Below are 12,357 nucleotides of genomic sequence, written 5' to 3' on the forward strand. Positions count from 1 at the left end.
TTGAACCTGCGACCTTCGGGTTATGAGCCCGACGAGCTACCGTGCTGCTCCACCCCGCGATGATATTACTTATATAATTTATATGGTGGAGGATGACGGGATCGAACCGCCGACCCCCTGCTTGTAAGGCAGGTGCTCTCCCAGCTGAGCTAATCCTCCGAAGTGGTGACCCGTACGGGATTCGAACCCGTGTTACCGCCGTGAAAGGGCGGTGTCTTAACCACTTGACCAACGGGCCAGTATGTATGGCAGAGAAGAAGGGATTCGAACCCTCGCACCGCGTTAGCGATCTACTCCCTTAGCAGGGGAGCCCCTTGAGCCACTTGGGTACTTCTCTGTATGGCTCCGCAGGTAGGACTCGAACCTACGACCGATCGGTTAACAGCCGATAGCTCTACCACTGAGCTACTGCGGAATAATAAAGACAATTTGTATCTTATAAAATTTCTCATCGTAAGTCAAGATGTTTTTTCATAACATCTTGTACAAACGTGACATGTTTATAATATACTGGATTGCGTTTTCACTGTCAAGATGTTTTCTTTATCAGGTTCAGTTTCCCTTTACACTTTCCGCAGACATATCTTTTTGTATTTATTTGACGTCTTCTTACATATTGAAGCGAACAGCCCATACATTCATACGTATAAACCTTTTTTTCCTTCTCTTCATTCATTATTCGTTTACAAAAGCGTGGCGCATCAACTTCTTTTAACAATTCACGAAAATCTCTATCCCGGTGCTTATAGCCCCTTCCTGTAATATGCAAGTGATAATGACAAAGCTCATGTTTAATGATTCCAACTAACTCTTCTTTCCCATACATTTCGTAATATCGATAATTCACTTCAATATTGTGTGTATTCAATAGATAACGTCCACCAGTTGTACGCAACCTACTATTGAACATAGCTTTATGTAAAAATGGCATTCCGAAGTATTGTAGTGATACTTCTTCCACCAGACGCTGTATTTCTTGCTCATCCACTCTCATTCCTCCTAAACTAAAAAATATTTTTACACTTTTCTCCTCCCTTATACATATATTAAATAGTACATATACCCATCCTCATTCAAGAAGCGTGGTTTCTAAAAATATAGCATGAATAGAAATCCACTCACCAACCTCTCATCAATAGTACCTTAGATTGTTGAGAGTAGGATTAAACAAGGAGGGATTCCTATGCCTACGTGGCTAAAAAAACAAATGCAACGCGCATATTTTGAAAAAAACCGGTATCAAATTAAATTACTAAATGAATGCTGGTTTTATTATAGCAAAATACACCAAAGCTCATAATCCATTACACGTTTTATCCCATAAAAAAAGAGAGCAGTTTCATCCGCTCTCTCCTCTTACTATTCTATCGGCAACATGGATAGTGCAACGCGACCTTTTTTCGTATCAATATCATCTACCCATACCTTGACGATTTGTCCGACAGATACAATATCTAACGGATGCTTCACATACTGTTTGCTTAGTTTAGAAATATGTACTAAACCATCTTGTTTTACACCTACATCAACAAAAGCACCAAAATCAACAACGTTACGAACTGTTCCTTCCAGTTCCATACCACGTTTTAAATCTTCTAATTTCAAAATCCCTTTTTTCAGAAGCGGTTTAGGCAACTCATCCCTCATGTCTCGCTCCGGACTAATGAGCGCATCTATAATATCTACTAATGTCGGCTCCCCAACTCCCGTTTCTTGCGACAACTTAGAAATCTCCACTTCTTCCAAGCTCTTTTGTAATTGCAATTGCCCTACGTCATCTTTTGATAACCCTAGACTCTTCAATAACAATTCAACATTTTTATATTGTTCTGGATGAATACCCGTTCGATCTAAAGGATTTGCCCCTTCTAATATACGTAAGAAACCTATGCATTGTTCATATGTCTTCGCACCTAGACGCGGTATTTTCTTTAAGTCTGTTCGTTTTGTAAATTTCCCTTCTTCTTCACGCTTTGCCACAATATTTTTCGCAACGGTTTTCGATAAACCCGAAACATATTGCAATAAAGCAACTGAAGCTGTATTTACATTCACACCAACTTGGTTAACTGCCGTCTCTACTACAAATGTTAATGATTCATTCAACCTCTTTTGAGATACATCATGTTGGTATTGTCCAACCCCAACTGATTTAGGATCAATCTTCACAAGTTCAGCAAGTGGATCTTGCAGACGTCTCCCAATAGAAACAGCACTTCTTTCTTCAACCTGCAAATTCGGAAATTCCTCACGAGCTAAATCAGAGGCCGAATACACACTCGCACCAGCTTCGTTCACAATAATATAGAAGACTTCTTGTTTCACATTTTGTAATACATCAACTATAAATTCTTCCGATTCTCTAGAAGCTGTACCATTCCCAATCGCAATCATTTCAACTTGATATTTATCTATAATAGAAAGAACTTTCGTTTTTGCATCTTCATATTTACGAACAGGTGGATGCGGATAAATAACATCAATATATAGAACCTTCCCCGTATCATCTACAACAGCTAATTTACAACCCGTTCTATATGCAGGATCTACAGCTAACACAACCTTTCCTTTCATTGGAGGTTGTAATAATAAATTACGTAAGTTCTCAGAGAAAATATGTATCGCTTGTTCCTCAGCTGTTTCTGTTAATTCTTTTCGAATCTCTCTTTCAATGGAGGATTGAATTAATCGTTTATAACCATCCTCAATTGCTAACTTTACATAATGTGCACTTTTCGAATCGTTATCACGAATTACTCTCTTATATAAGAAAGTTACTATCTCATCTACTGGTGGAACAACAGAAACTCTCAATATATCTTCTTTCTCACCGCGATTCATCGCTAATACACGATGCGGTACTACTTTCTGCAACGGTTCTTCATAACTGTAATACATTTCATATATATTCTTTTCATCTTTCTCTTCATCTTTCACGGACGAAGACATAACACCTTTTCTAAAAGTAACATTCCGAATCCAACTTCGATAAGCTGCTTCATCTGAAACGATTTCTGCAATAATGTCTTGGGCACCTTGTAATGCTTCTTCTGCAGATTGCACTTCTTTCTCTGCGTCAATAAACTCCACTGCCTTCTGATTTGGATCTTCTTTCTTATATAACAATAACCATTCAGCTAACGGCTCTAGTCCTTTTTCTTTTGCAATCGTTGCTTTCGTTCTTCTTTTCTCTTTATATGGACGATATAAGTCTTCTACTTCTTGCAACTTTACAGCTTTAACAATTTGCTGACGTAACTCTTCTGTCAGTTTCCCCTTCTCATCAATAAGACGAAGAACCTCTTCTTTCCTATCTTCAAGCTGCATCATATATTGCCATCTCTCTAAAATTGTACGAATTTGCACCTCATCTAAAGAGCCTGTCCATTCTTTTCGGTAACGAGCAATAAATGGAACTGTGTTACCTTCTTCTGTTAATTGAATAACATGACGAACTTGCTTTTCGGTAAAGCCTAATTCCTTCACTAACATTTTCATTAACGCTTGTCGATTATCTACCATTTCCATATACAACCGTAACCTCCTCTATAATAAAAAAAAGTTGCCCTGTAAAGAGAGCAACTTAAACTGCCGATTTAAAAATCTATTAGTCCTAAACTAATTTGTAGCGCTTCATCTACACGAATCATCATCACTTCATCTAAGTGAGTGATTTTGTCCGTTAAGCGCTGCTTATCGATTGTTCGAATCTGCTCAAGTAAAATAACAGAATCTCTCTCAAAACCGTACTTTTTCGCATCAATTTCCACATGAGTGGGTAATTTAGCTTTTTGAATCTGTGCAGTAATAGCCGCTACAATCACCGTTGGACTAAAACGATTTCCGATGTCATTTTGAATGACAAGAACCGGACGAACGCCTCCTTGCTCAGAACCAACAACTGGGGAAAGGTCTGCAAAATACACGTCGCCGCGTTTTACAATCAAAATATTACCCCCCGCTAACTAAGCGTTCTACTGTATGAGCTGCTTCATACTCTGCTAAGAAAGCTTCCGATGCAATACCAAGATTAATTTTTCCCATTTCAATGTACCCACGTCGCATTGATTCATGTTGGTAGCGTTTCTTCGTCTTATGTTGACGCAATAACAGTTGTGTTGCCTGGCAAATTAGTTCATGGCGATTCTTATTCTCTTGTTTTCCAATTCCGTCCAATTCCGTTACCATTTGCTTTGGCAACCGAACCACGATTTCAGTAGTTACACTTGATTCGGACACAAAAATACACCTCCACCGTCAACTACACACCCAAATATATATATGACACCTATTGTAATAATACCATTGTATGGAGCCTGTTGCAAAGACTTCCTTATTCCTTGCTTATGTTTTCCAATTCACAAACAAAACATTCATATTCTTTTATTTTTATCTTATTACAAACAAGAAACGAAAGAGTTTCCCAGCAAAATTCACTTTAAATTATGTTAAAAGTAATGATAAGTAAAAAGCTTCTCATCAAAAATGAGCTTATTCTTAACCAATGAACAGTCCTCTCAAATGACAAGAAGCAAATCATACTACCTTCTATATATTGTTCAAATAATTGATTACTTCTACAACCTTGCCGTGCCGTATGAATATTCTCGGCACACGGAAGCTTATCGTTGCAATAATTTCATAATTAATAGTCCCAGAATATTCAGCAACCTCAGTAGCACTAATATACTCATCACCTTGTTTTCCAATGAGTGTAACTTTCGTACCAAGCGGCACTTCACAAGGAAGGTGTATCATGAATTGATCCATTGTTACTCGACCTACAATCGGTACCCTTTTACCATTTATAAGCACTTCGAACCCTTGTAATCTTCTAAGCCATCCATCTGCATATCCAATTGCAACAGTTGCAATCCATTCCTCCGTCTTCGTTCGGTAAGTGACGTTATAACTAATCCCATCCCCTTTAATCACCTGTTTAATATGAGCAACTTTCGTATGCAATGATAGCGCTGGTTCTAATTTAAACGGTAAAAAAGGGCGTATTTCTACAGACGGGGATAACCCATACATCGCAATGCCAATTCGTACTGCATTAAATGTAATCCCTTGAAAACGTAGCGTTGCAGCACTATTAGCTGTATGGACAAACTTAGGATCCACTCCGAACTCTTTCAACCAACTTAACTGCTGCAAAAATGTGTTATATTGCTTATCAAAGTAAGAAGTCTCCACCTCATCCGCTGTTGCAAAATGTGTATAAACTCCTTCTAATTCTAAAAATGGTGCACCTTCTAAACTTTTTAAAAACCCTTTTAATTCTTTGCGTTCGCGTATTCCAATTCTCCCCATACCACTATCGAAATTAATATGGTATTTCATTGTAGATGAACCATCCCAAAGTTTGATCGCTTCATCCACCCATTCTTTTTGAAAGACAGTTAACGCTACATCATTTTCAGCCGCTACATTGACATCACGAGGCGGGGAAGGACCTAACACTAAAATTGGCACAGTAATACCAGCCCTTCGGAGCACTAGAGCTTCATCTAAAAAGGCAACCGCTAACCTTGTCGCCCCTGCTTCTAATGCCGTTTTAGCCACCGGTACATAATCGTGTCCATATGCATTCGCTTTAACTACAGCAAAAATCTCTACATCACTTGGAATGAAATCTTTAATGTGTGTAATATTGTTATAGATCGCATCTAAATCCACTTCCACCCAAGTATCACGGTAAAATGGTGCTTCTTCCATAAATACACTTCCTTATACACGATATGCGAAGCTTATTCTTTTATATGCTTCTTTTATGAAATCCACCTTCAAACTAAGAAAAGACGTGGTGCACATATATCACCACGTCTAAGAAGTTTACTTCACTTGCTTCTCTGTAACTGAACGAGCAACCATTAACAGCTCCTTCGGCTCTAAACCTTTAGACACGAGCATATATTCTACTCCGTTATGCGACCACGTTAAAGAGTCTTTCGTCAATGCACCAATCGTAAAGCCAAGATCAACCAATTCTCCACTCACACTTATCGCTGACGAAGCCTCTGCAACTTTTGCCTTTTCTTGTATTAAAGTAAAGGATTTCTTACTTCCAGTGTATGTGAGTATCGCACGCTTGCCACTGTCTGTCTTCAACTCTTTTTCGTCTTTCAAAACCATACCTTGCGGCGTATCACGCGGATACAAAACAGCAAATGGTTTGTCTTCTTTCGCTGTCGTTTGAACATCTACTTGCGCTCTAGACATATTTTGTTTCGTATCAAATGCACCTTTATCAAATTTCGCATCAAATTTCACTTTTGAGAAATCTACTTTCACAAGAACATTTTGATCATTATCCATTAACTTCACCGAAACTGGTGTTAAATCACTTTTCTTCAATGTAATCTCTTGTTTTGGCAACATGTTTTGATGTTGATAGTTTGTTTTTGTTTTAAAAATATAATACTTATCTGTTTTTTCAAAAGTAAGGTTTTTCTTATCCTGTAAAATGTCTCTCACAAGTGATTCATATAAATAAGCCTGGCTACTATTTTGCGGCCAATCACTTTGGAAACGGAAACTCTTATTAAGCGCTGGCGTTAATACAAATACCCCTTCTTCATTTCTTAAAATAATTTGGCTTTGATCTTTTTTCGCATTCTGCAAATTCACACGATAAAAAGAAGGTTCCTTATGCCATATTTCTACCTTGTACTCCTGAGGCTCATTCCCTGTTTTAATAGATAATTTTGCTTCAGCTTGATAACTTTTCATCCCTTTTACTTTCGCCTCTAAATCTCTCACAACATCATCTTGTTTCTTTTCCATACAACCCGCCAACACAAAAACGGTTAATAAACCGACAAGAACTAAAAACAGACGCCTTTTCATCACTTCAGCCCCTTTGCCCCTATAAATGAATGGAAGATGTACCTTCCTTATCGCTACATCAAATATATGAGACAAAGATATAAAATATGCAGACTAGCGTGACGAGCTTTCTAAAACAACTTGAGCAACAGCAAATTCCTTACTATGACTAATTGATAAATGAACAATATGCTCTGTACTTGTAACAAGAATTGGCTTACCTCTATCATCATTTCTTACTTCAATATCTAAAAAACTTACTTCTTTCCCGATACCAGTCCCTACCGCTTTTGAATACGCCTCTTTTGCTGCAAATCTTCCAGCCACAAACTCTATAAGGCGACTTCCTTTCAACTCCTTAGCAACATTACGTTCATTTTCATTTAAAATACGTTCCATAAATTTAAGTTTTCCATCTAGCATTTTTTCAATTCGATTCAATTCAATAATATCGATTCCAATCCCTACAATCATTTCAAAATCCCCTTCTTCTATTTAGCTTTCTTCTTTCATATTGTAAGAATAACAGAGAATCTTTCTGATGCAAAAGGAGTGATACTAACAACATGCTAATACCATCTTTCCGCATTTCCTTACAACCAATCGTCATCGCTTTACTTCTCATACAATTAGTCATGATTATGTTAGGCGACTTTTTTCTCTTTCCCATGGCAGCCTATAATGAATATATCGCTAAAGGAGAATGGTGGCGTCTCATAACTTCTCTACTTGTACATGTAGACTTACAACATTTCCTTTCTAATAGTATTTGTTTATTCGTGTTTGGCTCTTCTATTGAAAAGCAACTAGGGCACTTTTCTTTCATCATTATTTTTTTCCTTTCTGGCATTCTTGGAAATATTTCTTCTTATCTTATTATGCCTCTTGAATATATTCATGCCGGGGCATCTGGTGGTATTTTTGGATTGCTAGGGGCACAATTATTTCTATTATATAGTCGATATCGTTCTTTCAATCCAAGAGACATTGCTATTTTTTCAATTATGATATGTATATTACTCCTATTCACTTTCTTCAATCCCTCCGCTAACCCCATAAGCCATTTAACAGGATTGATCATTGGCGGTATTTGCACCCCTTTTTTAATAAAGTGAAACTTTAATCAACCCACAAATAGCGGGATAAAAAAACTCGATGGTGCAGAGCTTATTTAATATAAAAGCTTGCACCATCGACAATTTCTACATCTGTTTGTTTACTTAAATCTCTCATTAGTTGAAATAAAGACTCATCCTTCTTCTTCGCCTCAATCATACAATCAATTTGCGAAACACTTCCCTTTATCTTTTTTAAAAAAGATAAAAAAGTATCTACATCAATAAAGTCCGCGTGTGCTCTCGGGTCTTTTCCCTCTCTAGGACTAGAAATGTGCATTTTCACTGGTAACAAAGACGATTCCCACGTATGTACAACACGAGCCCAATCTTCATGCCAATCTTCTCGATCATGATTCATCATATGGTGATGCAAATCAAACACGACTGGAATATCTAACTTCTCACCCAAATACAATGTTTCTTCTAAAGAAAAGGTCGTATCATCATTTTCTAATATGACCATCTCTTGAATACCTCTTGGGACATTCGACCAATTTTCTATAAAACGTTCTAATGCAAGTTCCTTATCGTTATAACCTCCACCCACATGCAATACACACCTCTGTTTATGTTCAATCCCCATACCTTTTAATAATTTTTTATGCATCTGCAATGTCTTTACGGATTGTTTAAAAATACTCTCTTCAGGTGAATTCAGTACAACAAAATGATCTGGATGGAAATCAATTCGCATGTTCATACGAATTGCGTATTCACCTAGCACTTTTAAATTTTCTTTCAACGGACGAATGTAGTTCCACTCTAGCAACTCCTCATGATTCGCTAAAGGAACAAGCTTGGAACTAAGCCGAAAGAAAGATATATCATGCCCTTTATTATGCTTTAACAACCGTAAACAATTTTCTAAATTCGAATTGGCAATTCTTTCGAGTTTACGAATTGCAGCCTCCCGATCATCAATTCGTTGAAACTGCGCATATGTCATCGTTTGAGATGGAGATGCATTCTTTAAATGTACACTCATCGCAACATACCCAAGTCTTACAAGCATGTAGCACCTCTTTTCTACACAAGTTATTATGTAGTATGTACAATTACAGAAATAAAAAAAGAGAATACCCGCAAAGGGCATTCTCTTTTTTATTAAGCTTGTGGACGGCTATGATGTTTTCTTTCGCCACGTCCATTTGAAGATCCAGGGCGACCTTGACCTTCACCTTTACGACCACGGCTACCACCATCACGATTACGATCACGGTTACGGCCATCGCCACCACCGCGTCCATCACGATTGCGATCACGGTTACGACCATCGCCACCGCCGCGTCCGTCACGACTACGATTACGGTTACCATCACGGTATCCGCCTCCGTTACCGCCGCGTTTTTTAGAACCGCCACCTCTTGAAACAACTGGTGGTTCTGATGTTAAAGCGATTGGAGTTGTATCTGGCTCTTTTGTCATCATTTTTAAAGCAGCAGCTACTACTGTTACAGAATCATTCTCTTCTAACATTTCTTCTGCAATACGCTTGTAGTATGATAAGTTCTCATTTTGGATTGTGCTTTGAAGCTTTTCAGCGATTAAACGTTGTTGACCTTCTAATGCCTCGTCAAGTGTCGGTGCTTCCATACGGTCAACTTTACGTTTTGTTGTGCGCTCGATATTTTTTAATTGTCCTGATTCACGTGGTGTTACAAATAACATTGCAATACCTTTTTTACCCGCACGGCCAGTACGACCGATACGGTGAACGTATGATTCTGGATCTTGTGGGATATCGAAGTTGTATACGTGTGTTACACCTGAAATATCAAGACCACGTGCAGCAACGTCTGTTGCAACAAGAACTTCAATAGCACCTTCTTTAAATTTACGTAATACAGACATACGTTTCGCCTGTGTTAAGTCACCATGAATACCTTCTGCTGCATAACCACGTAAGTTTAATGCTTCTGATAATTCATCAACACGACGCTTTGTACGACCGAATACGATTGCAAGCTCTGGAGATTGAATATCTAGCAAGCGTGTTAACACGTCAAACTTTTTCTTTTCTTGCACTTCTAAATAGAACTGCTGAATGTTTGGCATTGTTACTTCTTTTGCTTTTACTTTAATGTGTTGAGGCTCAGTCATGAAACGCTCAGCAATACGACGGATTGGATCTGGCATTGTCGCTGAGAATAATAATGTTTGATGTGTTTCTGGCACATCTGTTAAAATCGCTTCAATATCTTCAATGAAGCCCATGTTTAACATTTCATCTGCTTCGTCAAGAACAACAGTCTCTACGTTTTGTAAGCGAAGTGTTTTACGGTTAATATGATCTAAAATACGACCCGGCGTACCAACAATAATGTGTGGGTGTTTTTTTAGAGCACGAATTTGGCGGTTAATATCTTGACCACCATAAATTGGTAGAATACGAACGCGCTTATGTTTACCAATTTTGTATAACTCTTCTCCAACTTGAATTGCTAATTCACGCGTTGGCGCGATAACAATACCTTGAACTGCTTCTTTATTTGTATCCACTTTATCTAATAGTGGTAATCCGAATGCTGCTGTTTTCCCTGTACCTGTTTGTGCTTGCCCAATAATATCTTTACCCTGCAATGCATGTGGAATTGTTTCAGCTTGAATCGGCGTAGCCTCTTCAAAGCCCATACTTTCAACAGATTGTAGTAAAGACTCACTTAATCCTAATTCTCGAAATGTTGTCAATGTTACTTCTCCTTTTCTATCCTATACTTATCATTTAAAAAAAGGCGTTTTCCGAATTTGCGGAAAAGCCCTTTTCCTGAATGCTCACGTATATAAACGGGCGTATATTCTTCGCGAAAATACTTCTAAACGTTATTACACTTTATCAATTATAAGTTTTGTATGTGTAAAAAGCAAACCCAACTGTTACCTTATTTTCATATTCAGAGTTTTTTTCTTCACTTTTATTTTTTTATATTTACTGTAAGCGCTTATTATAAGTTTCTTCTATTTTCGTGGCTATCATCCCTATTTATATACACCAATTATTTCAACATAGTAATTACTTCTTCCAATTTCATACCGCGAGATGCTTTTATTAATACAACATCTTTCACATCGACTACTGCTTGCAACTCTTTTACTAACTCTTCTTTATTATCATACGCCTTTACACGTTCATTTGGGAAATTAATTTTCGCTCCTTCAGCAATTTGAGCTCCTAATTTACCATATGTGAACACATATGAGATTTTTGCTGGATCGATTAATTTACCTACTTCATAATGAAACTGTACTTCTTGATCTCCAAGCTCTAACATATCGCCGAGCACAACAATTTTTTTAGCAAATCCATCTAAACCATTCATTAAATGGAATGCTGCTTCCATAGCTGTCGGACTTGCATTATAAGCATCATTGATAATTGTTAATCCACTATCCGTTTTTACAATTTCCATACGCATGCCCGTCATTTGAAGTGTTACTAAACCTTGTTTCATTTCTTCCCATGTTACACCAAAATGTTTCGCAATTGCCATTGAAGCAAGTGTATTATACACATTATGTTTTCCCAATACTGGTAAGTAGAATGAAATATTTTCATCTCTATTCATTTTAAAATGTGTCCCAGTCGCCTGTAATGCTACAGTCGTTGGATAATAATCATTTGCTCTAGCATCACCAAACGTAACTGTTTCAGCTATTAAATTCATTTCGGGAACACGATTTGTTAATAATGGCTCATCTCCGTTATATACGAATACTCCACCTTCTTGTAATCCTGTCACAATTTCTAATTTCGCTTCAGCAATTGCCTCACGAGAACCTAAGTCCATTAAATGTGCCTCACCAATGTTTGTAATGATAGCTGCATTTGGACGAGCTAACTTAGATAAGAATTCAATTTCCCCTCGGCTTGACATACCCATTTCTAATACAGCTACTTCTGTATTTTCTTCTAAGTTTAAAATAGTAAGAGGTAATCCGATATGGTTATTGAAGTTTCCTTCTGTTTTTTGAACTTTGAATCTAGTCGCAAGAAGACTTGTTACAATATCTTTTGTAGATGTTTTACCGTTACTACCTGTCACACCAATAACTTTAACATCCAATTGATCGCGATAGTTTTTCGCTAACATTTGTAATGCTGATAGCGTGTCTTCTACAAAAATAACTGGAAGATTCTCAGGTGGATTTGCTACATTTTTCATCCATAATGTCGCCACAGCTCCATTTGCAACAGCTTTATCTACAAAAGCATGTCCATCGAAACGTTCACCTTGAATCGGAACATATAGGTTTCCTTTTTCGATTTTTCTCGTATCGATAGACACTCCTTGTATAGTAATTCCCTCATATTGCGCTGCTAATCCCGTACCATTTATCATCTGTTCTACTTGTTTTAACGTTCGATTTATCATGAAAACACTCCTTACATAGAGGAAGCACTATTCCTGCGAAT

At 37.6% G+C, this 12,357-nt stretch carries 12 protein-coding genes and 5 tRNA genes (1 of these 17 only partly in view); 2 read left to right on the forward strand and 15 right to left on the reverse strand.

The window, feature by feature from the left end:
* The 6 genes from ACUN28_RS00190 to ACUN28_RS00215 form a co-directional block, all read right to left on the reverse strand.
* A tRNA-Met gene (locus ACUN28_RS00190) sits at window positions 1-59 on the reverse strand; it reaches 18 nt to the left of the window's first position.
* Between the two features lie 24 nt (window positions 60-83).
* Window positions 84-159, reverse strand: a tRNA-Val gene (locus ACUN28_RS00195).
* A gap of 4 nt (window positions 160-163) precedes the next feature.
* Window positions 164-238, reverse strand: a tRNA-Glu gene (locus ACUN28_RS00200).
* Window positions 239-246: 8 nt separating this feature from the next.
* A tRNA-Ser gene (locus ACUN28_RS00205) sits at window positions 247-337 on the reverse strand.
* Between the two features lie 3 nt (window positions 338-340).
* Window positions 341-415, reverse strand: a tRNA-Asn gene (locus ACUN28_RS00210).
* A 114-nt stretch (window positions 416-529) separates the two neighbouring features.
* Complete coding sequence (locus tag ACUN28_RS00215) at window positions 530-994, reverse strand: SprT family protein (RefSeq protein WP_116329675.1); 465 nt, start codon at window positions 992-994, stop codon at window positions 530-532.
* 189 nt (window positions 995-1,183) lie between these two features.
* On the opposite strand from ACUN28_RS00215, the gene cmpA reads away from it, so the two are divergent.
* Entirely contained in the window at window positions 1,184-1,300 is a 117-nt protein-coding gene (cmpA, locus tag ACUN28_RS00220) for a cortex morphogenetic protein CmpA (protein WP_001143642.1), read from the forward strand.
* A gap of 59 nt (window positions 1,301-1,359) precedes the next feature.
* On the opposite strand, the gene ACUN28_RS00225 is transcribed toward cmpA, so the two are convergent.
* The 6 genes from ACUN28_RS00225 to acpS all read right to left on the reverse strand — a co-directional run bounded on the left by ACUN28_RS00225 (window position 1,360) and on the right by acpS (window position 7,302).
* Window positions 1,360-3,528, reverse strand: coding sequence for a Tex family protein (locus ACUN28_RS00225; RefSeq protein ID WP_016089587.1), 2,169 nt, complete (start codon window positions 3,526-3,528; stop codon window positions 1,360-1,362).
* 68 nt (window positions 3,529-3,596) lie between these two features.
* A complete protein-coding gene (ndoA, locus tag ACUN28_RS00230; RefSeq protein WP_000635963.1) occupies window positions 3,597-3,947 on the reverse strand; it encodes a type II toxin-antitoxin system endoribonuclease NdoA in 351 nt (116 codons plus the stop codon).
* 4 nt (window positions 3,948-3,951) lie between these two features.
* The gene (locus tag ACUN28_RS00235) at window positions 3,952-4,239 is read right to left on the reverse strand and encodes an antitoxin EndoAI (RefSeq protein WP_000004570.1); all 288 of its coding nucleotides are present in this window, start codon (window positions 4,237-4,239) and stop codon (window positions 3,952-3,954) included.
* A 309-nt stretch (window positions 4,240-4,548) separates the two neighbouring features.
* The gene (gene alr / locus ACUN28_RS00240) at window positions 4,549-5,718 is read right to left on the reverse strand and encodes an alanine racemase (RefSeq protein WP_000390587.1); all 1,170 of its coding nucleotides are present in this window, start codon (window positions 5,716-5,718) and stop codon (window positions 4,549-4,551) included.
* 117 nt (window positions 5,719-5,835) lie between these two features.
* Window positions 5,836-6,786, reverse strand: coding sequence for a LolA family protein (locus ACUN28_RS00245; RefSeq protein WP_016089588.1), 951 nt, complete (start codon window positions 6,784-6,786; stop codon window positions 5,836-5,838).
* A gap of 156 nt (window positions 6,787-6,942) precedes the next feature.
* Window positions 6,943-7,302, reverse strand: a complete 360-nt coding sequence (acpS, locus tag ACUN28_RS00250; protein WP_016089589.1) for a holo-ACP synthase — start codon at window positions 7,300-7,302, stop codon at window positions 6,943-6,945.
* Window positions 7,303-7,394: 92 nt separating this feature from the next.
* On the opposite strand from acpS, the gene ACUN28_RS00255 reads away from it, so the two are divergent.
* The gene (locus ACUN28_RS00255; protein WP_016089590.1) at window positions 7,395-7,943 is read left to right on the forward strand and encodes a rhomboid family intramembrane serine protease; all 549 of its coding nucleotides are present in this window, start codon (window positions 7,395-7,397) and stop codon (window positions 7,941-7,943) included.
* 52 nt (window positions 7,944-7,995) lie between these two features.
* Here the strand turns inward: ACUN28_RS00255 and uvsE are convergent, their stop codons facing one another.
* The 3 genes from uvsE to murF all read right to left on the reverse strand — a co-directional run bounded on the left by uvsE (window position 7,996) and on the right by murF (window position 12,316).
* Entirely contained in the window at window positions 7,996-8,958 is a 963-nt protein-coding gene (gene uvsE, locus ACUN28_RS00260) for a UV DNA damage repair endonuclease UvsE (RefSeq protein WP_016089591.1), read from the reverse strand.
* 92 nt (window positions 8,959-9,050) lie between these two features.
* Window positions 9,051-10,634 carry a DEAD/DEAH box helicase gene (locus tag ACUN28_RS00265; protein WP_000206603.1) on the reverse strand — a complete coding sequence of 528 codons (1,584 nt, stop codon included), beginning with the start codon at window positions 10,632-10,634 and terminating at the stop codon, window positions 9,051-9,053.
* A gap of 305 nt (window positions 10,635-10,939) precedes the next feature.
* Window positions 10,940-12,316: a UDP-N-acetylmuramoyl-tripeptide--D-alanyl-D-alanine ligase gene (gene murF, locus ACUN28_RS00270; RefSeq protein WP_016089592.1), complete on the reverse strand. Its 1,377-nt coding sequence runs from the start codon at window positions 12,314-12,316 to the stop codon at window positions 10,940-10,942.
* Between the last annotated feature and the right edge of the window lie 41 nt (window positions 12,317-12,357).

It is taken from the genome of Bacillus sp. WC2507 (genome assembly GCF_052656125.1).